At 68.2% G+C, this 23,239-nt stretch carries 25 protein-coding genes and 2 pseudogenes; 13 read left to right on the top strand and 14 right to left on the bottom strand.

Going from position 1 to position 23,239, the window contains the following annotated elements; all coding sequences use genetic code 11:
• Positions 1–28 precede the first annotated feature (28 nt).
• Genes QLQ85_RS11660 through QLQ85_RS11630 form a run of 7 tightly spaced genes read left to right on the top strand, consistent with a single transcriptional unit; the run spans position 29 to position 6,523 of the window.
• The gene (locus QLQ85_RS11660; protein WP_282739134.1) at positions 29–1,609 is read left to right on the top strand and encodes a GMC family oxidoreductase; all 1,581 of its coding nucleotides are present in this window, start codon (positions 29–31) and stop codon (positions 1,607–1,609) included.
• 14 nt (positions 1,610–1,623) lie between these two features.
• The gene (locus QLQ85_RS11655; protein ID WP_282739133.1) at positions 1,624–2,604 is read left to right on the top strand and encodes a thiamine pyrophosphate-dependent dehydrogenase E1 component subunit alpha; all 981 of its coding nucleotides are present in this window, start codon (positions 1,624–1,626) and stop codon (positions 2,602–2,604) included.
• A 35-nt stretch (positions 2,605–2,639) separates the two neighbouring features.
• The gene (locus QLQ85_RS11650) at positions 2,640–3,728 is read left to right on the top strand and encodes a 2,3-butanediol dehydrogenase (protein ID WP_282739132.1); all 1,089 of its coding nucleotides are present in this window, start codon (positions 2,640–2,642) and stop codon (positions 3,726–3,728) included.
• Positions 3,725–4,750, top strand: a complete 1,026-nt coding sequence (locus QLQ85_RS11645; protein WP_282739131.1) for an alpha-ketoacid dehydrogenase subunit beta — start codon at positions 3,725–3,727, stop codon at positions 4,748–4,750. Before QLQ85_RS11650 ends, QLQ85_RS11645 begins: the two co-directional genes overlap by 4 nt.
• 12 nt (positions 4,751–4,762) lie before the next feature.
• On the top strand, positions 4,763–4,999 hold the full coding sequence (locus QLQ85_RS11640) for a lipoyl domain-containing protein (protein WP_282739130.1): 237 nt from the start codon (positions 4,763–4,765) through the stop codon (positions 4,997–4,999).
• A gap of 11 nt (positions 5,000–5,010) precedes the next feature.
• Positions 5,011–5,790, top strand: a complete 780-nt coding sequence (locus tag QLQ85_RS11635) for a 2-oxo acid dehydrogenase subunit E2 (protein ID WP_282739129.1) — start codon at positions 5,011–5,013, stop codon at positions 5,788–5,790.
• A gap of 10 nt (positions 5,791–5,800) precedes the next feature.
• Entirely contained in the window at positions 5,801–6,523 is a 723-nt protein-coding gene (locus QLQ85_RS11630) for a lipoate--protein ligase family protein (protein ID WP_282739128.1), read from the top strand.
• Between the two features lie 12 nt (positions 6,524–6,535).
• On the opposite strand, the gene QLQ85_RS11625 is transcribed toward QLQ85_RS11630, so the two are convergent.
• On the bottom strand, positions 6,536–7,153 hold the full coding sequence (locus QLQ85_RS11625; RefSeq protein ID WP_282739127.1) for a class I SAM-dependent methyltransferase: 618 nt from the start codon (positions 7,151–7,153) through the stop codon (positions 6,536–6,538).
• 265 nt (positions 7,154–7,418) lie between these two features.
• Here QLQ85_RS11625 and QLQ85_RS11620 point away from each other — a divergent pair, with 265 nt between their 5' ends.
• Positions 7,419–7,748 (top strand): TfoX/Sxy family protein, encoded by a 330-nt coding sequence (locus QLQ85_RS11620; RefSeq protein ID WP_282739126.1) that lies wholly within the window; start codon positions 7,419–7,421, stop codon positions 7,746–7,748.
• Between the two features lie 61 nt (positions 7,749–7,809).
• Here the strand turns inward: QLQ85_RS11620 and QLQ85_RS11615 are convergent, their stop codons facing one another.
• The 8 genes from QLQ85_RS11615 to QLQ85_RS11580 all read right to left on the bottom strand — a co-directional run bounded on the left by QLQ85_RS11615 (position 7,810) and on the right by QLQ85_RS11580 (position 17,040).
• Positions 7,810–8,409, bottom strand: a complete 600-nt coding sequence (locus tag QLQ85_RS11615; RefSeq protein ID WP_282739125.1) for a VOC family protein — start codon at positions 8,407–8,409, stop codon at positions 7,810–7,812.
• A gap of 234 nt (positions 8,410–8,643) precedes the next feature.
• Complete coding sequence (locus tag QLQ85_RS11610; RefSeq protein ID WP_282739124.1) at positions 8,644–10,089, bottom strand: GntP family permease; 1,446 nt, start codon at positions 10,087–10,089, stop codon at positions 8,644–8,646.
• Positions 10,086–11,174: a patatin-like phospholipase family protein gene (locus QLQ85_RS11605; protein ID WP_282739123.1), complete on the bottom strand. Its 1,089-nt coding sequence runs from the start codon at positions 11,172–11,174 to the stop codon at positions 10,086–10,088. Before QLQ85_RS11605 ends, QLQ85_RS11610 begins: the two co-directional genes overlap by 4 nt.
• A gap of 72 nt (positions 11,175–11,246) precedes the next feature.
• Entirely contained in the window at positions 11,247–11,840 is a 594-nt protein-coding gene (locus tag QLQ85_RS11600; protein WP_282739122.1) for a cell wall hydrolase, read from the bottom strand.
• A gap of 149 nt (positions 11,841–11,989) precedes the next feature.
• Positions 11,990–13,348 (bottom strand): NAD(P)-binding domain-containing protein, encoded by a 1,359-nt coding sequence (locus tag QLQ85_RS11595; protein WP_282739121.1) that lies wholly within the window; start codon positions 13,346–13,348, stop codon positions 11,990–11,992.
• Positions 13,345–13,905: an OsmC family protein gene (locus QLQ85_RS11590; RefSeq protein ID WP_282739120.1), complete on the bottom strand. Its 561-nt coding sequence runs from the start codon at positions 13,903–13,905 to the stop codon at positions 13,345–13,347. The genes QLQ85_RS11595 and QLQ85_RS11590 overlap by 4 nt, the downstream gene beginning before the upstream one ends.
• 106 nt (positions 13,906–14,011) lie before the next feature.
• Positions 14,012–14,569, bottom strand: a complete 558-nt coding sequence (locus QLQ85_RS11585) for a DUF4242 domain-containing protein (RefSeq protein ID WP_282739119.1) — start codon at positions 14,567–14,569, stop codon at positions 14,012–14,014.
• Positions 14,566–17,040 (bottom strand): BTAD domain-containing putative transcriptional regulator, encoded by a 2,475-nt coding sequence (locus QLQ85_RS11580; RefSeq protein WP_282739118.1) that lies wholly within the window; start codon positions 17,038–17,040, stop codon positions 14,566–14,568. The genes QLQ85_RS11585 and QLQ85_RS11580 overlap by 4 nt, the downstream gene beginning before the upstream one ends.
• Before the next feature lie 71 nt (positions 17,041–17,111).
• Between QLQ85_RS11580 and QLQ85_RS11575 the strand changes: the two genes are divergently transcribed.
• Positions 17,112–18,611, top strand: coding sequence for a pyridoxal-phosphate dependent enzyme (locus tag QLQ85_RS11575; protein ID WP_282739117.1), 1,500 nt, complete (start codon positions 17,112–17,114; stop codon positions 18,609–18,611).
• Positions 18,612–18,644: 33 nt separating this feature from the next.
• Entirely contained in the window at positions 18,645–19,262 is a 618-nt protein-coding gene (locus QLQ85_RS11570) for a carboxymuconolactone decarboxylase family protein (protein WP_282739116.1), read from the top strand.
• Positions 19,263–19,313: 51 nt separating this feature from the next.
• Here the strand turns inward: QLQ85_RS11570 and QLQ85_RS11565 are convergent.
• From QLQ85_RS11565 to QLQ85_RS11545, 5 genes and pseudogenes are all read right to left on the bottom strand, one after another.
• Positions 19,314–19,571 (bottom strand): annotated as a pseudogene (locus QLQ85_RS11565) (DNA-3-methyladenine glycosylase I); the annotation flags it as partial.
• Positions 19,572–19,605: 34 nt separating this feature from the next.
• Positions 19,606–19,893, bottom strand: coding sequence for a YciI family protein (locus QLQ85_RS11560; protein WP_282739115.1), 288 nt, complete (start codon positions 19,891–19,893; stop codon positions 19,606–19,608).
• Complete coding sequence (locus tag QLQ85_RS11555) at positions 19,874–20,473, bottom strand: TetR/AcrR family transcriptional regulator (protein WP_282739114.1); 600 nt, start codon at positions 20,471–20,473, stop codon at positions 19,874–19,876. Before QLQ85_RS11555 ends, QLQ85_RS11560 begins: the two co-directional genes overlap by 20 nt.
• 247 nt (positions 20,474–20,720) lie before the next feature.
• Positions 20,721–20,849 (bottom strand): hypothetical protein, encoded by a 129-nt coding sequence (locus QLQ85_RS11550; RefSeq protein WP_282739113.1) that lies wholly within the window; start codon positions 20,847–20,849, stop codon positions 20,721–20,723.
• On the bottom strand, positions 20,846–22,054 hold the full coding sequence (locus tag QLQ85_RS11545; RefSeq protein WP_282739112.1) for an MFS transporter: 1,209 nt from the start codon (positions 22,052–22,054) through the stop codon (positions 20,846–20,848). Before QLQ85_RS11545 ends, QLQ85_RS11550 begins: the two co-directional genes overlap by 4 nt.
• A gap of 160 nt (positions 22,055–22,214) precedes the next feature.
• On the opposite strand from QLQ85_RS11545, the gene QLQ85_RS11540 reads away from it, so the two are divergent.
• The 3 genes and pseudogenes from QLQ85_RS11540 to QLQ85_RS11530 all read left to right on the top strand — a co-directional run.
• Positions 22,215–22,400: a hypothetical protein gene (locus tag QLQ85_RS11540; protein WP_282739111.1), complete on the top strand. Its 186-nt coding sequence runs from the start codon at positions 22,215–22,217 to the stop codon at positions 22,398–22,400.
• A gap of 199 nt (positions 22,401–22,599) precedes the next feature.
• Complete coding sequence (locus tag QLQ85_RS11535) at positions 22,600–22,881, top strand: hypothetical protein (RefSeq protein ID WP_282739110.1); 282 nt, start codon at positions 22,600–22,602, stop codon at positions 22,879–22,881.
• 102 nt (positions 22,882–22,983) lie between these two features.
• A pseudogene (locus QLQ85_RS11530) lies at positions 22,984–23,109 on the top strand (AraC family transcriptional regulator); the annotation flags it as partial.
• Positions 23,110–23,239 lie beyond the last annotated feature (130 nt).

Raw genomic sequence — 23,239 nt, 5'->3', positions numbered from 1 at the left:
CCAACGAGTGAACGAGAGGAGACACACCATGAGTACCCGATTCGCCCATGACGATGATGGGGTAGTGGTGATCATCGGCTCCGGGGCCGGCGGCGGCACCCTGGCCCACGCCCTGGCCCGCAAGGGCATCAGCAGCGTGGTGCTGGAGGCCGGCAAGCGCCACGCCCTGGAGGACATCGAGAACGACGAGTGGGCCATGTTCGAGAAGCTCTCCTGGCTCGACGAGCGCATCACCGCCGGCCCCCGCCAGCTCACCGAGACCTTCCCCAACCTGCCGGCCTGGATCGTCAAGGGGGTGGGTGGCAGCACCATCCACTGGGCCGGCGTGGCGCTGCGTTTCCAGCCCCACGAGTTTCGCCTGCGCAGCGAGGTCGGCGACATCGCCGGCGCCAACCTGCTGGATTGGCCGATCTCCTATGAGGAACTCGAGCCCTACTACGTGAAGGCCGAGCGCCACATGGGGGTGACCGGCGAGTCCACCGGCATGCCGCTGCACGACTGGAACAACAACTTCAAGGTACTGGCCGAGGGGGCCAGGCGGATCGGCTACGAAAAGCTGCGTGCCGGGCCCATGGCCATCAACACCCGGCCCTATGACGAGCGGCCCCCCTGCCTGCACGCCGGCTTCTGCATGCAGGGCTGCCGCTTCGGCGCCAAGTGGTCGACGATGTACACCGACATTCCCCGCGCCGAGGCCACCGGGCACTGCGAGGTGCGACCCCATGCCATGGCGCTCACGATCGAGCACGACAGCGATGGGCGGGCCACGGGGGTGGTCTATGCCGACGGCGACGGCAACCTGCAGCGTCAGCGGGCCCGCGCGGTCTGCGTGGCGGGCAACTCCATCGAGTCGCCGCGGCTGCTGCTCAACTCCCATTCGTCGCTGTTCCCCGAGGGGCTCGCCAACTCCTCCGGCCAGGTGGGGCGCAACTACATGACCCACGCCACCGCCTGCGTGTTCGCCGAGATGCCGAAACCGGTGAACATGCACCGCGGCACCACCTTCGCCGGGATCATTTCCGACGAGGCGCGCCTCGATCGTTCGCGCGGCTTCGTCGGCGGCTACACCCTGGAGGTGATGTCGCTGGGCATTCCCTTCTTCGCCAAGTTCATGGACCCGGCCAACGGCGGCTGGGGGCGCGACTATGCCGCCATCCTCGAGAAGTACGACCACCTCTCCGGGGTGTGGATCTGCGGCGAGGATCTGCCGGTCGAGCGCAACGGCATCACCCTGCACGACTCCCGGAAGGACCGGTACGGCCTGCCGGTGCCGATCGTCTACAAGGGCGACCACCCCAACGACGAGCGCCTGCGCCGCCACGGCCAGCAGCAGGCCGCCAAGTGCTACGAGGCGGTGGGCGCGGTGCGCGTCTTCGACGTGCCGGACTTTCCCACCAGCCACAACGTCGGCACCAACCGCATGAGCGCCCGGCCCGTCGACGGCGTGGTGAACCAGTGGGGCCAGACCCACGACATCGACAACCTGTTCGTCTCCGACGGCAGCCAGTTCACCACCAGCGGCGCCGAGAACCCGACCCTGACCATCGTCGCCCTGGCCCTGCGCCAGGCCGATCACATCGCCGAGCGCATGTCGCGCGGCGAGCTCTGAGAGGAGGACCCCCTATGCAACCGACAGCCGACCAGCGGCGCTGGATGTACCGCAACATGGTGCTCAGCCGCTACCTCGAGGAGCGCATCGAGGCGCTCTACATGGAGGGCAAGACCCCGGTGTTCAACATGGCCAAGGGGCCGATCCCCGGCGAGATGCACCTCTCCAACGGCCAGGAACCCTGTGCGGTGGGGGTCTGTGCCCACCTCGGGGCCGGCGACATCGTCACCGCCACCCACCGGCCCCACCATATCGCCGTGGCCAAGGGGGTCGACCTCGACGCCATGGTGGCCGAGATCTTCGGCAAGGCCACGGGCCTCGCCGGCGGTCGCGGCGGCCATATGCACCTGTTCGACGAGGCCGTGAACTTCTCCTGCTCGGGGATCATCGGCGAGGGCCTGGGCCCGGCGGTGGGCGCGGCACTGTCGAGGAAGCTGCAGGGAAAACCTGGAGTCGCCGTGGCCTTTATGGGCGAAGGCGCCGCCAACCAGGGGGCCTTCCACGAGGCGCTGAACCTGGCGTCGGTGTGGCAACTGCCGGTGGTCTTCGTGATCGAGGACAACGCCTGGGGCATCTCGGTGGCCAAGCAGGCTTCCACCGCGGTGCCGCGCAACGACCAGCGCGCCAGCGCCTACGGCATGCCCGGCCATCACGTGGCCGACAACGACGTGGAGGGCGTATTCGCCGCCGCCGGCACCGCCATCGCCCGCGCCCGGGAGGGGGCGGGACCGAGCCTGATCGAGATCGAGACCGTGCGGCTCGCCGGCCACTTCATGGGCGACGGCGAGGACTACCGGCCCAAGGGCGAGAAGGAGGGGCTCACGGATCCGATCCCGCGCTATCGCCGGGCGCTGCTCGACGCGGGGGTGTTCGACGAGACCGGCGACGCCGACTTGGTCGCCGAGGCCCACGAGCGGGTCGAGACGGCCATCCGCTTCGCCCAGCAGAGCGAGTTCCTGCCGCCCGAGGCGGCGCTGGAAACCGTCTTCGTCTGATCGCCGATCGACAACAACAAACAGGAGACAACGCCATGAGCACCATGCAAGCGGCGGTCTGGTATCGCGCCAGGGACCTGCGCGTGGAAACGGTCGAGGTCCCGACCCTTCGGGATCCTCACCAGGTCAAGGTGAAGGTCGCCGCCTGCGGTATTTGCGGCAGTGACCTTCACGAATACAGTGCCGGCCCCATCTTCATCCCGGTCGATGCGCCGCATCCGCTCAGCCAGCAGCGGGCTCCCATCATCATGGGCCACGAGTTCGCCGGCGAAGTCGTGGAGGTGGGGGAGCGCGTCACCCGGGTCAAGCCCGGGGACCGCGTGGCCATCGAGCCGATCCTCTCGCCCAACCAGGATGGCCACTACCTGATGGAGCGCTACAACCTGACCCCCCTGCTGGGGTTCCACGGGCTCTCGGGCGGCGGCGGCGGCTTCTCGGAGTACACCCTGGTGGGCGAGCACATGGTCCACCCCCTGCCCGATGATCTCTCCTATGAGCAGGGTGCCCTGATCGAACCGGCCGCCGTGGGCCTGCATGCCGTGCGGCAGAGCGCCCTGAAGGCCGGCGACAGCGCCGTCGTCTTCGGGGCGGGCCCCATCGGCCTGATGATCATTGAGGCGCTCAAGGCCGCCGGTGCCGCCAGGATCGTGGCCGTGGAGCCGTCGGACTCGCGTCGGCGCAAGGCGACCGAGCTGGGCGCCCGGGCCGTGGACCCCCGGGAGCAGGACGCGGTGGCCCAGGTCCATGCCTTGACGCAGGGCGGTGCCGACTTCGCCTTCGAGGTGACCGGCCTACCCGCCGTGCTGGACCAGGCCATCAACGCCACCCATGCCGGCGGCGAGACCGTGATCGTCAGCATCTGGGAGACCGAGGCCGCCTTCCAGCCCAACGACCTGGTGATCAAGGAACGCACCCTGAAGGGCATCATCGCCTACCGGCATATCTACCCCGCCGTGATGGCCCTGATGCAGCAGGGCTACTTCCGGGCCGAGGACCTGATCACCGCGCGTATCGCGCTGGACGACGTGGTCGAGGAGGGGTTCGAGGTCCTGCTCAACGACAAGTCGCATATCAAGATCATCGTACGGCCCGGCGAGCCGCTGGGCGAAGGAGTCACGCCATGAGTACTACCACCGCCAGCCGCAAGCTGACCATCGCCCGGGCCATGGCCGAGGCCACCGCCCAGGAGATGCGTGCCGACCCCCGGGTCTTCGTGATGGGCGAGGACATCGGCCCCCTGGGCGGGGTCTTCGGCAACACCCGGGGCCTGTATGACGAGTTCGGTGCGGAACGCGTCCGGGATACGCCGATTTCCGAAACCGCCTTTATCGGTGCCGCCGTGGGGGCCGCCTCCGACGGCATGCGGCCCATCGTCGAGCTGATGTTCGTCGACTTCTTCGGGGTGTGCATGGACGCCATCTACAACCTGATGGCCAAGAACAGCTACTTCTCCGGCGGCCGGGTCAAGGTGCCCATGGTGCTGATGACCTCCACCGGCGGCGGCTACTCCGATGCCGGCCAGCACTCCCAGTGCCTCTACGGCACCTTCGCCCACCTGCCGGGCATGAAGGTGGTGGTGCCGAGCAACGCCCATGACGCCAAGGGGCTGATGACCGCGGCGATCCGCGACGACAACCCGGTGGTGTTCATGTACCACAAGGCGCTGCAGGGCATGGGCTGGCTGGGCACCGAGAAGGGCGCCACCGTGGCGGTGCCCGAGGAACCCTATACCGTGGAGATCGGCAAGGCCGCGGTGGTGCGCGAGGGCCATGACCTGACGCTGGTCAGCCTCGGCGCCGGCGTGCACCACTGCCTGCGCGCCGCCAGGGCGCTGGAGGAGGAGGGGTTCTCCGCCGAGGTGGTCGACCTGCGCAGCCTGGTGCCGCTGGACCGCGACACCGTGCGCGCCTCGGTGGCCAGGACCGGCCGGCTGATCGTGGTCGACGAGGACTACCACAGCTACGGGGTCAGCGGCGAGATCATCGCCAGCGTGGCCGAGCACGCCGCCACCCGGCTCAAGGCCGCGCCCAAGCGGGTGGCCTATCCGGACATTCCGATTCCCTTCGCGCCGACCATGGAGCAGTGGGCGCTGCCCAGTGCCGACAAGATCGTCGCCGCCTTTCACCAGATGCTGAACGAGAGTTGAGGAGAGACCCATATGACGACCGAGATCACCGTACCCGAGGACCTCTGGGAGGGCGACACCGAGGGCGTGATCACCGCCTGGCTGGTGGACGATGGCGCCGAGGTAGTCCAGGGCGACCTGGTCGCCGAGGTAATGGTGGAAAAGGCCCAGTACGAGATCGAGGCGCCGGTTTCGGGGAAGCTGAGCATCGCCAAGGCCGAGGACGACGTGGTGACCAAGGGTACAACTATCGCCCGCCTCGAGGCTTGAGGAGACAAACCATGAAACTGGAAACCCATGATACTGCCCCGCCCGCCCCCGAGGGGGCGGGCCCCGAAGCCTCAAGGGCGCCGCCTGCGAGAGTGGAGCCGCTGCGCGGGATGCGCGGCATGATCGCCTCGAAGATGCTGCAGAGCCTGCAGTCGTCGGCCCAGCTCACCCACCACGCCAGCGCACGACTCGATGCCCTGCAGGCGCTGCGGGAGCGCTGCATGGCGGCCGGCCGGGCCACGCCCTCGGTGCAGGATCTGCTGCTGCGCCTGGTGGTGCAGACCCTGGCCGACTTCCCGGCGCTCAACGCCACCCTGGAGGAGAACCGCATCACCGAGCACCAGGCGGTGCACCTGGGGCTGGCGATCCCGCTGCCCGGCGACCTGCTGGTGGCCCCGGCGCTGTTCGATGCCCAGGCACTGGCCCTGGGCGAACTGCCCGAGGCGCGCCGCGCCCTGGTGGCCAGGGCCCAGGCCGGCAAGCTGAGCGTCGGCGAGCTCACCGGCGCGACCTTCACGGTCTCGAACCTGGGGCGCTCCCGGGTGCACCACTTCACGCCGATCCTCAACGTCCCCCAGGTGGCGATCCTCGGCATCGGTGGTGTCGAGACCCGGGCCGTGCCAGTATCGGATGGCTGGCGGGCGGCCGATGTCATCGGCCTGTCGCTGACCTTCGATCACCGCGCGGTCAACGGTGCTCCGGCGGCGGCCTTCCTCGATACGCTGTGCGAGCGTATCGAGACCCTGGCGCCGCCGGCGTTCGATCACGAACTGGCCGTAGCGGCCGTATAGGGGAGGGGGCATGAGCGTGTCACTGGCTATCGACGAGGCGAGCCTGCTGCTGCAGCGGCCCACCGTGGGTGAAGGCCTGGCGGCGGAGGAGGCGCTGCTGGAGTCGATCTGCCAGGGCGAGGGCCACCTGGGGCTGTTCGCCTGGTCGCCAACGGATCGGGCCCTGGTGATGCCGCGGCGCCATGAGCGTCTCGAGGGCTTCCCCGCGGCGCGCCGGGCGCTGCGCGAGCGGGGCTGGCCGATCCTGTTCCGCTCCACCGGCGGCACGCCGGTGCCCCAATCCCCGGCGGTGGTCAACGTGGCGCTGGCGCTGCGCTGCCGGGTCGGTAGCTCCGCGGCCCACCTGGAGTGGGGCTATCGTCGGCTCGGCGACCCCTGGTGCGACTGGCTCGCCTCGTTCGGCGTGCAGGATGCCGACCTCGGCTCGGCCCCCGGCGCATACTGCGACGGCCGCTTCAACGTGCGCGTCAAGGGTCGCAAGCTGGTGGGCACCGCCCAGCGCTGGCGTCGGGTACGCGGCTGTCGCGACATGGCGATGTTGGTGCACGGCGCCATGCAGGTGGGGGAGACCCCCGAGGCGCTGGTCGAGCTGGTCAACGCCTTCCAGGCCGCCATCGACGACCCACAGCGTTTCCAGGCCGCCAGCCATGTCGCGCTTGCCCAGGCGCTGCCCACCCTCGACCTCGATACGGCGCTGCCGGGGCTGCTCGAACGCTTGGAAGTGGCGAGCTGAGCTCGTTGCTGATCAGTCCGGTTTCTGGAAACGGCAGTAGAGATACATCTGCTCCACGCCGCCCGGCGTGACGTGCAGTGCCTGGTGGTGCTCGTGGAGGATGAGCGAGGCGCCGAGTTCCCGGTGGAGGCCTTCCGGGGTGTAGCGGACCACCTCGAGGCCACTGCAGGTCGGCGGCGCCTCGGGGGCAAAGGTGGCGATCACGATATGCCCACCCGCGGTCAGCGCTCGCCACAACCGGTCGACGTAGCGGGTCCGGTCCGCGGCGTCGGTCAGGAAATGGAAGACCGCCCGGTCGTGCCAGATCGCGTAGTGGTCGTCGGGGAGTATTACGTCGGTGACGTCCCCCTCGATCCAGCGCACCCGATCGGCACGCTCGCCGAGCCTCGCTCGCGCCTGTGCCAGGGCGGCCGCGGCGATGTCGAGGACGGTGAGATCCTCGAAGCCGGCCTCCAGGAGGTCGTCCACCAGGGTGGCCGCGCCGCCTCCCACGTCGATGATCGGTGCCGTCCGGGAGGCCCCGGTGCGCCGTATCAGGGTCAGGGACGTCTGCAGGCTGGGCTCGTACCAACCGAGCCGATGCGACGGCTTCGTCGCATAGAGGCGTTCCCAATGCGGTTTGATGGTCATGGCACACTCTCCACCTCGGCGGCTTCGCAGGATGATCCTGGGCCCGCGGGCATGGTGACGCCGGGATTCCCCGTCGCCTGATTGTCGCCGGTCGAGCGCGTGCTCGCCAGGGCCCCCGGCGCCTGCCGTGAGGGCGGCACCGACCGGCTGATGCCTCCCCCGGGCCGGTGTGGCTTGCCTCCGAGCCACGCCGGGCCGACGATCGGCGTCAGGCGGTGCGACAATGGTGGGCAAGTCCAGGTCACGGGATCGAGGGGAAGGAGGCATGAGCGACTACACGGAGTACCTGCAGGATGTCTTCGAACTGTTCGGGCCGATCACGGCGCGCAGGATGTTCGGGGGCCACGGCATCTACCACGATGGCGTGATGTTCGCCCTGGTGGCGGACGAGACCCTCTACCTGAAGGCGGATGCGCAGACTGTCGGCGACTTCGAGCGGGAGGGGCTGGGCCCGTTCGAGTACGACAAGGGCGGCAGGGTGGTCCGGATGTCCTACTACCAGGCCCCGGAAGTGCTCTTCGAGGATCGCGAGCTGGCCGCCGACTGGGCCCGGCGCTCGCTGGAGGCCGCCTGGCGGGCCAAGGCCAGGCCCTGAACCTACCCATGTCGAGAACGGTGCGCAGGCGACACCGGGCGGTGCCGCCGCGCACCGCAGGCTAGTGGCGCGGATCCCAGAGCCGGCTGGCGGTGTCGGCCTCGTAGCCCATGCCATGGGGGGAGCTGACCAGTTCCAGCTGCATGCCCCAGGGGGCCATGAAGTAGACCCAGGTCAGCCCCTCCATGGGGCCTTCGGTGAAGGTCTTGGGCTCGCCGAGCACCTCCACGTCGTGCTGCTCGAGATAGGCCACCGCGCTGTCCATGTCGTCCACGTAGAAGGCGATATGGTGCCCGCCGATGTCGCTGTTGCGCGGCTGCTCGGTGCGCTGGTCGGGGGCGGTGTACTCGAAGATCTCCAGGTTGGTGCCATTGCCGCAGCGCACCAGGTGGGCGGCGGGAATGGTGGCCTCGGGGTGGACGTCGAGGTTCACGCCCATCCAGTCATCATCGAAGGGCCCGAAGGGGCCGATGGTGAAGAAGGCCTCGCAGCCGATCACCTCGACGAAGAAATCCACCGCCGCCTGGCGGTCGGGCACGGTGAAGCCGAAGTGCTGGGTTCCACGCATTCCCGGCAGATCCGCCTGGGCGGCCTGGCCGGCCAGCAACAGGGCCAGGGAAAGGGGGGCCGAGAGGGTGGCGCGCTTGAGGGTATCGAACATGGCATATCTCCATCGTTGTGCATTGTTGTCGGTGACGGTTGTCAGTGACAGGTGTCGGTGGCGGTGGCCACCGGAACGAAGGAGCAATGCCCATGCCAGCCGCGGGGCATGTGGAAAGCTTCGGTAAGCCCATGTTTTTCATGAGCTAGCTGGGCCAGGGGGGAGGTGACAGGTGTCAAGGGCGATACAGCGATGTAACGGTTGTCACGTTACAGGGGAGGGATGCGGCGCCGCTCAGAACGAACCCACCAGGGTGCCCACGGCGATCAGCAGCACCAGCGAAACAAGGGGCGCCACGACGGCGACCATGGCGATATCGAGGTAGGCCTGGCGGTGCGTCAACCCGCAGATGGAGAGTAACGTGATCACCGCGCCGTTATGCGGCAGCGCATCCAGCCCGCCGGTGGCCACCGCCGTGACCCGGTGCATCAACTCGGGCGCTATGCCGGCGGCCTGGCCCATGGCCAGGTAGGCGTCTCCTAGTGTCGCCAGGGCGATGCTCATGCCGCCCGAGGCTGACCCGGTCATGCCCGCCAGCAGGTTGACCGCGATGGCGAGCGAGATCAGCGGGTTGTCTCCCCCCACCGAGGTTACCCAGGTGCTGATCGTGTCGAAGGCCGCGAGCGACGCGATCACCGAGCCGAAGCCGACCAGGCTGGCGGTGTTGAAGATCGGCAGCAGCGAGGCATTGGCGCCGCTGTCGAGGGTGGTGGTGAGGGCCTCGAGACGGCGCAGGTTGGTGACGATGATGATCCCGATGGCGATCACCAGGGCAGCGATCACCGACCAGACCCCGCGCACCGCCTCGAGGCTGGTCGCGCCATACAGCGGCTCGGCCAGGTATCCCGTCTCCATGGCCGGGATCACCACCGCGGTGAACAGCAGGTTCAACGCGATCACCAGCACGATCGGCAGCAGCGCCAGCATCAAGGGGGGCAGATCGCGAACCGGCTGTGCAGTGACCTCGGCCAGATCGAAGCCTTCGCCCGCTGCGTGTTCGCGCAGGTGAATGGCCGGTGGTGCCTTCTCCTGATGGTTGCCGTAGCCTTCGCCGGACGCTCGCGCCTGGCGCGCCCGGTGGTTCAGCCAGGCCTGTCCCAGCCCCAGCATGACCAGGCCGGTGAGGATGCCGAGCCCCGGCGCGGCAAACGGCGTGGTGCCGAAATAGGGCATGGGGATGGCATTCTGGATGGCCGGCGTGCCCGGCAGCGCCGTCATGGTGAAGGTGAAGGCTCCCAGGGCGATGGTGCCGGGGATCAGCCGCTTGGGCAGGCGGGCCTGGCGAAACAGGGCTGCGGCGATCGGGTAGACCGCGAAGGCCACCACGAACAGCGAGACGCCGCCATAGGTCATTACCGCGCAGGAGAGCACCACCGCCAGGATGGCGCGCGAGTCACCCAGGCGCTCGACGATCGCGCTCGCCAGTACCTCGGCACTGCCCGAATCCTCCATCAGCTTACCGAACACCGCCCCCAGCAGGAACAGCGGGAAGTAACGGACGATGAAATCACCCGCGGCGCCCATGAAGACCTGGGTGTAGCTGGCCAGCAGCGGGGTGTCGACCAAGACCAGGGCCACCAGCGCGGCCAGGGTCGGCGCCAGGATCAACAGGCTGAGGCCGCGATAGGCGAGATACATCAACAGCATCAACGCAACGGCGATCGTCAGGATGCCGATCATCCGCGCTCTTCTCCGCCATGCCTGGCGGGGGGTGCGTCTGCTGTCGAGACCGGACGAAACGTGTCCGCGAAGACCGCATTCAGGTCGAAGGTCGAGCGTTCGCCAAGGGCGTCGAAGTGCTCATCCAGCCACCGGCCGGCCCAGGCGCGACCCTGGGCATGCAGGCGGGAGAGGAAGCCCCACTCGGCATTCATCTTGCTGGAGGCGCTCAGGGCTTCGACGTCGTGCTCGGCATGGATCAGGTGCAGGCGCATCGAACGGTAACTCTCGAGCTCCAGCCCCTCCGCCTCGATCAACTGGTGCAACAGGTGAATGCTGCGCAGCTCCTTGATCAGGCTCGAGTTGAAGGTGATTTCATTGATCCGGTTGATGATCTCCCGGGAGCTGTCGGGCAGCTTGTGGCGCACGAGGGGATTGACCTGGACCACCACCAGATCACGGCAGCCCTGGTCGTCGACCAGCGGATAGAGTGCCGGGTTGCCGCTGTAGCCGCCGTCCCAGTAGGCCTCGCCATCGATCTCCACCGCCGGGAACATGAAGGGCAGGCAGGCCGACGCCATCACGGTATCGACCGTCAGCTCGGGTTGGCGAAATATCTTCGCCCGCCCGGTGCGCACATTGGTGGCGGTGACGAACAGCTTGACCTTGCGGCAGGCATTGACCCGTTCGAAGTCGACCAGCCTGATCACCAGGTCGCGCAGCGGGTTGATGGCGAGGGGGTTGAGCTTGGCCGGGGCGATCAGCTGCGTGAGGCTCTCGAAGAGCAGATAGCTCGGCGAATGGTCGAGGCTGTCGTTACCCATCAGCCGGTCCCAGGGGCCGCGCTGAATGGGCGAAAAGCGTGCCGCATCGCTGACCGCCTTCCAGAAGGCATGCAGTGCCGCACGGGCGCCTTCGCGGCCACCCTCGTGCAGCCCATCGGCCAGCACCACGGCATTCATGGCGCCCGCGCTGGTGCCGCTGATCCCGTCGATTTCCAGCCGGTCCTCTTCCAGCAGGCGATCCAGAACGCCCCAGGTCAAGGCCCCGTGCGAGCCACCGCCCTGCAACGCCAGGTCGATGCGCTTCCTGTCGCCCTTCGCCATGCCTTCCCCCGCTCACACATGAATGCTGCGACGCAGTGTAGGCCTCCTGCCGGTGCCTGTCTGCCCCTGTCGCTAGTGTGACGCATCGCCGAGTGGCCGGTAGAAGAAGAACTCGCCGACCTCGATCGTCTTGATGTAGTCCGCGGCCCAGGGGGGCGCCACCGTCCGCTGGTGGAAGTAGAGGGCCCCATCGGTGCGGTCCGGCAATTGCTGGTTGAGGGCTTGCCGAGCGATCTCCTTGGCGATCTCGTAGCGGTCCTCCTCCATGACCTCGTCCGGGCGGCCATCACACCACCACGAGAACTGGCAGGCGCCCTGCTCGGAGCCTTGGGTGACGACGTCACAGACCGTATCGGGGAAGCCCTCGTGGCCCAGCCGGTTCATGATGACATTGGCGACCGCCTCCATGTCGGTGACGGCTTGGCCCTTGGCTTCCCAATAGATGCTGCGGGCGAGGCAGGTAATCGCATCGTCCAGCGGGGCTTCGCCCGCGGGGTCGACCGCCTGGGCTTCGGGCCTGGTGATGGTCTCGGCGGGAGCCGCGGGCGCCTGACTGCCCTCGGGCGCGGCGATCTGTTCGAGATCTTCCGCCTTGCTCCGGGCGGCTTCCGCCTGCTCCGACCGATCGGCCGCGACGGCCTGGCCCGTGAACAGGAGGATGGCCACCCAGGTCGCTATCCATATCCGGCGCATCGGTTGCCCCTCTCGGCTGAAGCTTGCCTGGCCCACGCCCGCACGAGGTGTCCGCCGGGCACGAGAACCCGGCCGGGCCGACTGGCGGCAGCGGCCGGCGTGCTCGATGGACGGCTTCGCCCTCAGGGCATCGATATCGTCTCGGTGTCGCGCCTGCCAGCCAGTGGCTGGAATGCTCGCCGAGAGCCGCTCAGCGAAGTGGGCGCCCGATTCCGCTTGTCGAGATAGACGGCCAGGTGGGCGCCGAGTTCCCGGGCGTCGTCGTCGACCCCGTGGATGAAACTCGACTTGCGCCGGCGCATGAACGGCAAGCCCAGCACGTAGAGCCCCGGGGCGTCGACCACGCCGCCGTGATGCCTGAGCTGCCCCTTGCGGTCGAGCACCGGCACCTGCAGCCACGAATAGTCGGGCCGGAAGCCGGTCGCCCAGACGACGGTGCGGATCTCGCCGCTGGCGAGGTCGAGGCCGAGGCGTGGCGAGTCCGGCACCCGAGTCGGCGGCAGGCGCTCCGGCGGCCCCACCTCGTGATCCAGGCCGCTGTCCCTTGCCCAGCCGTCGATGGTGTCGAGCAGCCGCCCCAGCTTGAGGTCCGCCGCGGCGCAACGGGCCGGTAGCGAACCGGAGAACTGCAGCCTGCCATCGCTCAGGCCGGCCAGGCGCCCGACCAACCGGACGCCGCGGTCGGTCAGCGCATTCAGGTCCAGGGTCGTCGGGGCCGCGCTGCCGGCCAGCTGCGGAGAGGGCACGCGCCGGGCACGGTCGATGTCGTCCACCTCATCGAAGCGCTGGTCGAGGATGCCGGCCGCTTCCATCCACCACTGGATGTCCCGGCCCCGGTAGTGCCGGGGCATGCGGACGTGTTCGCCCACGGCCAGCGTCACCGGTCGTCCGGAGCGGTGGATCTCGTCGGCGAGCTGCAGGCCGGTCGCGGAGGCGCCGACCACCAGTACGCCGCCGTCTTCCAACTGGCCCGGGTTGCGGTAGTCCCGGGCGGTCACGCTGGCGATGGCCGGCGGCAACTCGGCGGCCAGGGCGGGGAACTGCGGCAGGTTGAAGGCGCCGCTGGCGATCACCGCCGCCCGGCAGCGCCAGTCGCCCCGGTCGGTGATCACCCGATAGCCGTCGTCTGCCTGCCGGACCGACAGCACCGTGGTGCCGGTCTGCACCGGGGCCGACAGCCGCCTCGCGTACGCGCGCAGGAAGGCGACGACCTCCGGCATCGTCATGAAGCCATCGGGGTCGGGCCCCGCATAGCGGAGCCCGGGCAGCCGACATTGCCAGTTGGGGGTCAGCAGACGCAGCGAATCCCAGCGCTCGTGCCGCCATGAATGGGCCACCTCGCCGCGCTCCAGGAGCACGTGGTCGATGCCGCGTCGGCCGAGGTGGTGGCTCATGGCGAGCCCGGCCTGACCCGCGCCGATGACCACGACGGTCACGGCGCGGGCGGGACCGCGTTGTCGATGGCGAAGGCCGTCGCTCATTGCACGCGTACCGCGACGTTGGTGGGGTTGGTGAGGGCGTCGTAGACCGCCGATCGCTTCTGGGACTGGGCGACCAGCGCCTCGATCTCCTCCCGGGTGGCGTCGGCGTCGATCTCGAAGGTGACCCTGATGGCATCGAAGCCGTTGCGCACGTCGCCGTCCATGCCCAGGATGCCCTGGATGTCCATGTCGCCCTCCAGGGTGGCCGTCACCGAGCGCAGCTGGATTTGGCGATTCTGGGCGACGGCGGCGATGCCGGCGGTCAGGCAGCCGGCGAGGCCGACCAGCACGTACTCCACCGGGGTCGGGCCATGGTCCTCCGAGGCGAACACCTCGGGGTGGTCGGCATCGAAGGTGAAGCGGGTCTTGTGCCGCTGCTCCTCACCGAGGCCGTGGTAGCCCTCGATGGTGGCCCGGCTGTGGGTGCCGTTGACCCAGTCGCAACTGGCGCGCCAGGTGAAGCGGGCGGCCGCGGGGGCCTGTGCCAGGGCTTCGCGGGCGCCGAGCAGGGCGGTGACGTTGACGCCGTTGTCGACGGGGCGGGTAACGGTCTGCATGGTGATCTCTCCTCAGGATGTTGTCGTTGTCTGACCGGTGAGTGATCGGTCAGACACGAGATTGCGCCGGGGCCGTGGGACCCAGCGTGGGAGAGGGCGTGGTTTTTCACGGGGCGGGCGTGGAAGCGCTGCCGTTCGCGGGGGAGACGAGCTGGAAGGCCCAGACGCGATCCATCGGCATGCCGGCCTGATGCTGGGCCAGGCGCACCGACTCGGCGTCGGGGGCACGGTAGAGGCAGATCATCCGCTTGCCGTTGAGCGAGAAGAAGGTGCGCACGAAGCGCACGCGGTGGTTCTGCAGGCAGGCCGAGCCGGCGTCCTCGAGCGCCTGGATCGCCTCGACGGTGACCGGCTCGGCGAAGGAGCGCTCCACCAGCACGTTGGCGCCGGCCTGGTCCGCGGAGGCGGGGCCCGGGGCATCGTGTACCGTGCCGGCCCACAGCCCGCTGACGTCCGCCCCCGCCTGGCGCAGCCCGGTCCGTGCCGCTTCCGCATCCGGGGCGTGGAAGTGGCAGAACAGCCGGTGGCCGTCCTTCGCCAGCAGGCTGCCCTGCCAGGCGATCCGGTGCAGGTCGAAGCACGCCTGTGCCCCCAGGGTCAGTGTCATCACGAGTTCCGCCCCGAGCGGTTTCTCGAAGTACCGCTCGACCAGGACGTCGATCATGTCTCCCCCTCCGCTTCCCTGTCGGCCAGCAGCTCGGCGACCCGGTGGCGGGCCCAGTGGGCGACCGGGCCCTGCTCGAGCTTCGCCACCGCGGCCGCATGACGCCGCCGGGCGACCGTGTCGCCGGCGGCACGATGGGCCTCGGCGAGCACGTAGTGGGCCAGTAGCTGCTCGGTGGCCCGCTCCAGGGTCTGGGCATGGGCAAGCGCTTCCTCGGCGCGGGACCTGGCGGCGGCCGGACGCCCGCGCGCCAGGTCCAGCAGGGCGGCCTGGGTCAGCAGGTACGAGAGCCGGTGCTTGGCGTCGGCGTGTCGCAACGCCGGAAGCGACTCCTCGAGCGGCGATGCATCGTCGTCGAGGGCGTAGCGGCAGAACGCCTGCGCGGCTCGGGCGAACGGGGCCTCGCTGCCGTCGCGAAGCCGCTCGCCGATCTCCATGAGGGTGGCGCAGCGTGACCGTGCCGCGGCGAAGCGGGAGCTCTCGACATCGATCATCATCAGATATTCGTTGGCCTGGAACTCGCCCAGGCGGTCCCCGGTGGCCTTGCACAGGGTGCGTGCGTTCTTGAAATGCTCATCGGCCTCGGCGAGCCGGCTGTCGTGCCATGCCAGCAGGCCGAGGGCCATGGGGATGGCGGGGTGGCTGATCCGGCGCTGTGTGGCCAACGCCCGGGCCTGGGCCAGCATGGCGGCCGCCTGGTCCAGGTCGCGCTCCAGCATGGCCAGGCACTTCGCCGTCTCCGCCATGGCGACGACCTGGTCGTGGTCGTCGGCGCTACGGGTCACCCGCTCGGCCTGCAGCGCCTCTTCGTGTGCCCCCGTCCACTGCCCATGAGCCCAGCGGACCTGGCTCGCCAGCTGGTAGCCGAGACGGGCGTGGGCGAGGGCGCCGTGCTCCAGCGCCCGTTCGGCAAGGGCCACCAGATCCCGGGCGGTGGTCTCCCAGTCTTCCAGTGGCGCGGCACTGAGCATCACGTCACGCAGTTCCAGCATGAGGCAGACGCGCCGGGCGCCGGAAAGCTGCTCGGTCAGGGCGAGGCCCTGGCGGGCGAGTCTCATCGCCTCGTCGTTGGCGAAGAAGCGCAGGCACAACCGCCCGGCGGTGACCATGGCCTCGGCCGCCAGCCCCGGGTCTCCGCTCGACTGGGCGTGACGCACCAGGTCGGCGGCGTGCTCGAGGTCGAGGGCGGCGTTCTGCCCCAGGAGGTCGGCGACCTGCCGGTGCATGACCTGGCGCCGTGATGGGGTAATCCCCGTGTACACATCGCGCGCCACCCGCTCGTGGGAAAAACACAGCCCACGCTCGGTGGCCTCGAGGAGCCGTAGTCGCTCGGCCGCCCCGAGGGCCTCGCCGATACGGTTGGCATTCAGTCCGGTGACCCGGCCAAGCATCGCCGGGTCGAGGCAGGGCGCCAGCACCGCGGCCCAGCGCAGCACCTCCCGGGCTTCCGGATCGAGGCTGGCCAGCGCGGCGTCCACTTCCCCGACTCCGCCATTGCCGGCATGCGACGATACGGGGGGGGACGGTTCCCCGATGGGGGCGGCGGTCTGGTCGCTGGCGTGAGGGCCCGGCGATGGGACGGCAGCGCGCCCGGCCGTGCCCCGTCGGGCCCGCAGCAGGGCACCGCTGGTGGGGATGCCCGCCTCCTTGAGCAGGCGCATGCCCAACTGGAAGTGCTGCTCGGCCTCCCGGGGACGGCTGAGGATCAGCAGCAGGCGGATCAGCCCGGCGCGGGCGTCTTCGTCGAAAGGGGCCAGCCGGACCAGCACCTGGGCGTGGGCGAGCGCGCGCTCGGGTGTCTCCGCCAGACGCTCGACCAGCGCCGACAGGATCGCCGTCTGGGCGCGCATGGCGCGTTCGCGCTCGGCCAGGCACCAGCTGTGGAAATCGTGGAACCGCGACAGGTCCAGGCCCTCCAGGAAGGGCCCCCGGTAGCGCATGGCCACGGCCTCGAGCATATCGATGGGGGCCTGGTGCGGGCCCTGCTCGAAGGCCTCGTGCAGGGCGCTGACGTCGAGGTCGATATCGGAGGTATCGAGCCCCACGCAGAGACGGTCGGCGATGATGCGGGGGCGCTCGGGATCGTCCGCCAGCCGGCGTAGCTTCGACAGGCTCCAGCGCAGCGACCCGCGGGGATCGTCCGGCAGTTCCCAGAGCAGATCGCAGAGGTGCTCGCGACTGAAGGTTCGGGGGTGCAGGGCGAGGTAGGCGAGTAGCGCCCGGGTCTTCTTCGATGGGGGGAGTGGCAACGGCTGGCCCTCTCGAAGCACTTCGAGATCACCGAGCAAGTTGAGGGTCAGCGCGTTCATATCGCCCGCCACCGGGTGGGATAACCCTTCCAGTATAGCGCGGCCGTCCATGCCGCCCTTGGCCCGATATCGCCCGGACGCCCCGCTGCCGCTCTGGTGCACCGCCACGCCCGGAGCGGCGACTTCCACGCCGGCCGCTGGAAAAACCACGCTGGCTACCACGATCACTTCCTCGGGCCCGCCCGATACTCCTGGCAGTGGCAGACACCACCGGTTCCCCGAGGAGGCTTGGCATGGCCCGTTACGACAGCATCCTGGATACCATCGGCCGTACGCCGCTGGTCCGGCTCGACACGTTCGCCCCCCCAGGGGTGAACCTCTACGCCAAGGTCGAGGCGTTCAACCCCATGGGCTCCGTGAAGGACCGCATGGCGCTTGCGATCATCGAGCAGGCCGAGCGCAGCGGCGAGCTGCGCCCCGGCCAGACGGTGATCGAGGCCACCAGCGGCAATACCGGGATCGGGCTCGCCATGGTGTGTGCCCGCAAGGGCTATCCGCTGGTGGTGACCATGGCCGAGAGCTTCAGCGTTGAGCGGCGCAAGCTGCTGCGCTACCTGGGCGCCCGGGTGGTGCTGACCCCGGCCTCGGAGAAGGGCACCGGCATGCTCGCCAAGGCCATCGAACTGGCCGAGACGCATGGCTACTTCCTGTGCCGCCAGTTCGAGAACGAGGCCAACGCCGAGGTACATTCGCGGACCACGGCCCGGGAGATCCTCGCCGACTTCCCGGGCGAGGTGCTGGACTGCTGGGTCTCCGGCTTCGGCACCGGTGGCACCCTCAAGGGGGTGGCCCGCGCCCTGAAGCAGGCGGACCCGGCGACCCGTGTCGTCGTCGCCGAGCCCGACAATGCCCGGCTGCTGGGCAGCGGCCTGGCTCAGCCACGTCAGGCCGGTGGCGTCCCCGCCAGCCACCCGAGCTTTCGCCCCCACCTGATGCAGGGGTGGAGCCCGGACTTCATCTCCCGGCTCACCGAAGAGGCGCTGGCGGCCGGGCTCGTCGACGAACTGGTACCGGTGGCGGGGAGCGAGGCCCTGCGGCTCGCCCGCGAGCTCGCCCGCCAGGAGGGCATCTTCGTCGGCACCTCCAGCGGCGCCACCCTGGCCGCCGCCCTGGACGTGGCCCGGCGCTCGCCCGCGGGCAGCAACATCGTCTGCATGCTGCCGGACACCGGCGAGCGCTACCTCTCCACCCCGCTGTTCGACGGCATCGGCGAGCAGATGAACGACGAGGAGCTGGCCCTGTCGCGTTCCACGCCGGGCTATCGCTTCGATGCGGCGCCGGGAGGTGGGGGAGTACGGCGGCCGGCGCCTGAGCGGGAGAAGGTACCGCTGGACGCCGAGGCGGTGGGCTTCGTCGACGGGATCGTGGCGGCCGAACCGGTGGTGCTGTTCGCCCTGGAGTGGTGCGAGTTCTGCTGGTCGGTACGCAAGCTCTTCGCGCGGCTGGGCATCGACTATCGCAGCGTCGACCTCGACTCGGTGTCCTACCAGGCGGACGACCTGGGGGGCAGGATCCGCGCCGTGCTGGCCGAGCGCACCGGGGCCAGGACCATTCCGCAGGTCTTCATCGGCGGCGAGCATGTCGGCGGCTGCAGCGAGCTGTTCGACGCCTGGCGCGACGGTTCGCTGCGCGGGTGGCTGGAGGCCCGGGGGATCGCCTACGACCGCGATGTCGAGGTCGATCCCGACGACCTGCTGCCCGGCTGGCTGCACCCCCGGGCGTCGATCGTCTAGGCCTGCCGCTCATCCAACCAGGGAGTCAGTGTCATGTCCTTTATCCAGACCGTGGCACCCGAGCAGGCCTCGGGCGAGGTGCTGGCGATGTACCGGCGCCAGCAGGCCCACTTCGGCTACCTGCCCAACTATGCCCGGGCGTTCAGTCACCGCCCCGAGGTGATGGCGAGCTGGGCGACGCTGCTGGCGACCATTCGCCGCCATGTCGAGCCCCGGCGGTTCGAGCTGGTGACCCTGGCCGCCGCCCAGGCGCTGGGGAATACCTACTGCTCGCTGGCCCATGGCAAGATGCTGGCGGAACTGCTCGGGGAGGACGAGGCACGGGCGATTGCCGCGGCCGACGGGCGGGACGCGCTGACCGAGGCGGAGCGGGCGATGATGGCCTTTGCCCGGCAGGTGGCGCGGGACGCGAGCAGCGTGTGCCAGGGCGACGTCGACCGGTTGCTGGCACTCGGCTTCGCCGACGAGGAGATCTTCGACATCGTCACCGTGGCCGCGGCACGGGCCTTCTTCACCAAGGTGCTGGATGGCCTCGGCACCGAGGCGGACGTCGCCTATCGGGAGATGGCGCCCGCGTTGCGCGAGGCGCTTACCGTGGGGCGGGCCATCGCGGCGGCCGAGTCCGACCGGCGGCTAACGGAACATCCATGAGGCCACCAGGGGCATGAACAGATAGGTCACCAGGGTCACGATGGTGGCGGCGACGTCCTGCTGGGTAAAGCGGGCAACCCTGCAGAAGTCGAAATCATGGAATGCGGAGCGAAAGTTCTCGCGCTTGACGAGGATGGTGCGCCAGCTCAGGCCAGACTGGAAGCTCTCCAGGCTCAGCTTTTCGAATAAGTGACGATCATCGCTGACCGGAAACCCCCACTCGGTGTCATGATAGGCGAGAAACTCTGGTGCCGCCCCACACCATTGGCAGCGTGGCTTGCCATCGGGGCCCGTTATTGTCTTTTCCATTTCCTCGTGTTGAGAGCATGGGCTCAGAGACGGGTTAGTCGATCAGGAAGTCTAGCCGCCTGTCTGCCCGCGACGGTGTCATCTCGATGATCCTCGCGTTGACAATGCCTTCCGAGACGAACGGGTCATCATTAACTCTGTCATGAAGCGCTTCCAGAGAGACGTCATGAGCCAGGATGCCGCCACCCAGATTGGATTGCAGGCTGCCGGCCATCAGGAAGATACCATCTTCAAAGCCACTCTCAAGCCACTGTTTATGGCCTTCCATGAACATGCTGGCTTGGCCCTTGTTGCGAGAGAATTCAAGCAGGATGATGAACATTCGGTTGACCTCCTTGTTTTGATAGTGAATCCAGCCATGCACACATTCGTTGCACTTCTTGCCTGACGAATCTCTCGTCCTTGAAAGCGCTTGCCAGCGCGGCAACTCCCTGACTGAAGGCCAGGACTTGCATTGCCAGCGTATCGGCATCCTCCGCATGGCCTAGCTGTATGAATTGTTCTCTCAGCCAGGTACGAAAGAGGGTGAATACCTTGCTGGCCTCGTCTAGTGAGGCATGGTTCAGCTTGGCAAGCTCGGCAGTCAGTGTCCCAACTGGGCAGCCGTAATACTCTATCTTTGACCAGTTCGTGATCAGGATGCGGATAAAGCACCGGATGCGCTCTTCCGGTCGCTCGCCTTCATTCTCCCATTGTTCCAGCATACTCTTGGTATTGGTCATCCTCAGGTTGATGACGGCGTCAAGAATTTCATCCTTGGACTTGAAGTGGTAGTAAAAATTTCCTCGAGAGATTCCGACGGTTTTTGCGATCTCCGAGAAGGAGGTGTGTTCGTAGCCTTGCTGATAGAACAGCCCGTCAGCGGCTTCGATGATCTGTTCTCGAGTCGTTTGATGGCGCATGGAGGGAGTGCTCCTGAAGTTCGACAGTCGTCATTCGAATAGCCTCTCTCGAGGGGCTTGTGGAACCGGGTGAAAAGACGTGATGCCATCTTGGTAGTCCACGAAGGTAGGACGACTGTCCTACAGAAGGCAAGTTAGGACGCATGTCCTACTCTGTCAAGGAATCAGCGTGAGTCACAGGGCTTGCATCATCATCGAGATGATGTCGGCCCGCTGGTGCAGGTAGGCGAGTGAAGGCTCGGTGCATTCAGCACAGCCGGCTGCCGAGCAGCAACAGGCCGGCATCCAGGCTGTGCCAGCCCCACCAGACCAGCGCCAGGGCGCCGGCGGCGGTGAGCGCGGCAAAGAGGACCAGGAGCCGATGCCGGTGTGTCATGCCTGGACCTCGCTGGGCGTGGGGCGATCGATGGGCTGTTCGCCGATGAACCAGTGCAGGGTGGCGGCCACCACCGAGAGCAGGATGGCGAGCTGCCACACCACGTCGTAGTGGCCGGTGAGGTCGTAGAGGTAGCCACCGAGCCAGACGCCCATGAAGGAGCCGAGCTGGTGGAAGAGGAAGACGATGCCGCCGAGCATCGACAGGTGACGCACGCCGAACACCGTGGCCACGATGCCGTTGGTGAGCGGCACGGTGGAGAGCCACAGCAGGCCCATGGCGATGCCGAACAGATAGGCGCTGGCGGGGCTCAACGGGAAGACGATGAAGGCGGTGATCACCACGCCGCGGATGAGGTAGAGCCAGGTCAGCAGCCGCGGCTTGGAGAAGTGGCCGCCGAGCCAGCCGGCGGTGTAGGTGCCGAGGATGTTGAACAGCCCCACCAGGGCCAGCACGGTACTGCCCACGTGCACGGCGATGCCATTGTCGAACAGGTAGCCTGGCAGGTGCACACCGATGAACACCACTTGGAAGCCGCAGACGAAGAAGCCCAGGCAGAGCAGCCAGAAACCACGGTGGCCGGCGGCCTCGTCCAGTGCCGCGCCGAGGCTGATATCGCTGCCCTGGCGGGGTGAGGGGTGGTCCCTGAGCATGCCACCCAGGGGCACCATCAGCGCCGCCAGGGCGCCCATCACCAGCAGCGCTGCGGACCAGCCGAGCCACTCCAGTAGCCCGAGGGTGCCCGGCAGCATGGCGAACTGGCCGAACGAGCCTGCCGCGCTGACGATGCCCATGGCCATGCTGCGTTTCTCCGGCGCCACGGCACGGCCCACGGCGCCGAGAATCACCGAGAAGGTGGTGCCGGAGAGCCCCAGGCCGATCAGCACCCCGGCCGACAGCGACATGCCCAGCGCGGACTCCGAGAGCCCCATGAACGTCAGCCCCAGGGCATAGAGGAGCCCGCCGATCGCCACCACCCGGGCGGCGCCGAAGCGGTCGGCCAGGGCGCCGGTGAAGGGCTGCGAGAGCCCCCAGATCAGGTTCTGCAGCGCCAGGGCGAAGGCGAAGACTCCGCGTCCCCAGCCCAGGTCGCTGCTCATCGGCTCCAGGAAGAGGCCGAAGCCATGACGCAGCCCCATGGCCACGGAGATGACCAGGCTGCCGAGCAGGACCAGCAGCAGGGTATGGCGGCGAAGGGCGTCCATGTCGAGGCACCTGTTTGCAGACTAATGAGTTGGCACTATCGCGCGTCCCGGCCCCCTCTGGCCATAGTCGCTTTGTAGCGACAGCAATGTCGCCCGAATGCCACATGGGTGATGTGGCCGCTCTTCGCTAGAATGAGGTCCCCTACACAAGGAGATTTCCATGTCCCGGCGCTTGTTGACCCTGTGCATCGTACTGCTTTCCACCCTGCTGGTGGCCGGCTGCAGCTACCAGCCTGCGCGTATCAAGTCTGAGCCACTGATCGTCATCGATGACGGCCACGGCCACGGCCACTCCCACGGCGGCGGCTTCTGCCCGCCAGGCCAGGCCAAGAAGGGGCGCTGCTGACCTTGCACGATCTTTCCTTGCTCGGGGCTTGGCGTGACCCGGGTGGCGGATATACTGATTGAAAACAGCGTTCTTTTTAGCAGTGCCCGAGTCGCCCCGCCCGCAGAGGCAGCCACGGTCGAAGCCCGTGTCGATAGGCGTACCGGGCCGGGAACGAAGGGAGCCCATCACCCGTTCATTGCCTTGCGAGGTATTCGCCATGATGACTCCCATGCGCCTGCTGATGCTCGCCGTGGTGGCCGGCACCCTGACCCTGGCCGGTTGCAGCTATACCCCGGCGCGCGTGCAGTCCCGGCCGCTGATCGAGATCGACGGCTACAGTGGGCATCGTCACTATCGTGGTGACGACCGCCGCTACTATGACCGCCGCTACTCCGACCGCCATCGCCATCGTCGCGTGGAGCGACACTACTACTACGACGACGATCGTCGTCGTGGCGGCTTCTGCCCGCCGGGGTTGAGGATGCAGGGCCGCTGTTGAGGAGGGTGGTTGCTTTTCGTGCCGCCGGGGTTATGGCAAAACGCCCATCCCCGGCGGCGCGGACGGCCCGAGTTCCCGATGTCGTTTCTCGACCTTCGTACCCGTACCCGTGCCCTGAGTCTGGGTCATATCGCCTACCTGGTGGGTTTTCGCGACCAGGGCAGCTTTTCCCGCGTCTATCGTCGCCGGTTCCAGGTGGCGCCCTCCCTCGATCGTCGTTCCCGCTGAGCCTCATCTGACGAGCCCCGGGCAAGTCTCTCTCAGTCGAAGGCAAGCAGGCTCGTCGTCGGCGTTCTAGGCTCAGGGTGAGCAAGTCGCCAATCGACCGGCCAGTTCCGGCCCACGGCGATGCCCCGCG

It is taken from the genome of Halomonas kalidii, from assembly GCF_030010475.1.
GTDB lineage: Bacteria > Pseudomonadota > Gammaproteobacteria > Pseudomonadales > Halomonadaceae > Halomonas > Halomonas heilongjiangensis.
The sequence above is the reverse complement of the archived record's forward strand: the minus strand, read 5'-3'. Positions and strand labels throughout refer to the sequence as shown.

What these genes read in the sequence shown, in the direction of transcription:
- QLQ85_RS11660 (WP_282739134.1), top strand. Translation starts at nt 29, where the DNA reads ATGAGTACCCGATTCGCCCATGACGATGATGGGGTAGTGGTGATCATC.
- QLQ85_RS11655 (WP_282739133.1), top strand. Translation starts at nt 1,624, where the DNA reads ATGCAACCGACAGCCGACCAGCGGCGCTGGATGTACCGCAACATGGTG.
- QLQ85_RS11650 (WP_282739132.1), top strand. Translation starts at nt 2,640, where the DNA reads ATGAGCACCATGCAAGCGGCGGTCTGGTATCGCGCCAGGGACCTGCGC.
- QLQ85_RS11645 (WP_282739131.1), top strand. Translation starts at nt 3,725, where the DNA reads ATGAGTACTACCACCGCCAGCCGCAAGCTGACCATCGCCCGGGCCATG.
- QLQ85_RS11640 (WP_282739130.1), top strand. Translation starts at nt 4,763, where the DNA reads ATGACGACCGAGATCACCGTACCCGAGGACCTCTGGGAGGGCGACACC.
- QLQ85_RS11635 (WP_282739129.1), top strand. Translation starts at nt 5,011, where the DNA reads ATGAAACTGGAAACCCATGATACTGCCCCGCCCGCCCCCGAGGGGGCG.
- QLQ85_RS11630 (WP_282739128.1), top strand. Translation starts at nt 5,801, where the DNA reads ATGAGCGTGTCACTGGCTATCGACGAGGCGAGCCTGCTGCTGCAGCGG.
- QLQ85_RS11625 (WP_282739127.1), bottom strand. Translation starts at nt 7,153, where the DNA reads ATGACCATCAAACCGCATTGGGAACGCCTCTATGCGACGAAGCCGTCG.
- QLQ85_RS11620 (WP_282739126.1), top strand. Translation starts at nt 7,419, where the DNA reads ATGAGCGACTACACGGAGTACCTGCAGGATGTCTTCGAACTGTTCGGG.
- QLQ85_RS11615 (WP_282739125.1), bottom strand. Translation starts at nt 8,409, where the DNA reads ATGTTCGATACCCTCAAGCGCGCCACCCTCTCGGCCCCCCTTTCCCTG.
- QLQ85_RS11610 (WP_282739124.1), bottom strand. Translation starts at nt 10,089, where the DNA reads ATGATCGGCATCCTGACGATCGCCGTTGCGTTGATGCTGTTGATGTAT.
- QLQ85_RS11605 (WP_282739123.1), bottom strand. Translation starts at nt 11,174, where the DNA reads ATGGCGAAGGGCGACAGGAAGCGCATCGACCTGGCGTTGCAGGGCGGT.
- QLQ85_RS11595 (WP_282739121.1), bottom strand. Translation starts at nt 13,348, where the DNA reads ATGAGCGACGGCCTTCGCCATCGACAACGCGGTCCCGCCCGCGCCGTG.
- QLQ85_RS11590 (WP_282739120.1), bottom strand. Translation starts at nt 13,905, where the DNA reads ATGCAGACCGTTACCCGCCCCGTCGACAACGGCGTCAACGTCACCGCC.
- QLQ85_RS11585 (WP_282739119.1), bottom strand. Translation starts at nt 14,569, where the DNA reads ATGATCGACGTCCTGGTCGAGCGGTACTTCGAGAAACCGCTCGGGGCG.
- QLQ85_RS11575 (WP_282739117.1), top strand. Translation starts at nt 17,112, where the DNA reads ATGGCCCGTTACGACAGCATCCTGGATACCATCGGCCGTACGCCGCTG.
- QLQ85_RS11570 (WP_282739116.1), top strand. Translation starts at nt 18,645, where the DNA reads ATGTCCTTTATCCAGACCGTGGCACCCGAGCAGGCCTCGGGCGAGGTG.
- QLQ85_RS11560 (WP_282739115.1), bottom strand. Translation starts at nt 19,893, where the DNA reads ATGTTCATCATCCTGCTTGAATTCTCTCGCAACAAGGGCCAAGCCAGC.
- QLQ85_RS11555 (WP_282739114.1), bottom strand. Translation starts at nt 20,473, where the DNA reads ATGCGCCATCAAACGACTCGAGAACAGATCATCGAAGCCGCTGACGGG.
- QLQ85_RS11550 (WP_282739113.1), bottom strand. Translation starts at nt 20,849, where the DNA reads ATGACACACCGGCATCGGCTCCTGGTCCTCTTTGCCGCGCTCACCGCC.
- QLQ85_RS11545 (WP_282739112.1), bottom strand. Translation starts at nt 22,054, where the DNA reads ATGGACGCCCTTCGCCGCCATACCCTGCTGCTGGTCCTGCTCGGCAGC.
- QLQ85_RS11540 (WP_282739111.1), top strand. Translation starts at nt 22,215, where the DNA reads ATGTCCCGGCGCTTGTTGACCCTGTGCATCGTACTGCTTTCCACCCTG.
- QLQ85_RS11535 (WP_282739110.1), top strand. Translation starts at nt 22,600, where the DNA reads ATGATGACTCCCATGCGCCTGCTGATGCTCGCCGTGGTGGCCGGCACC.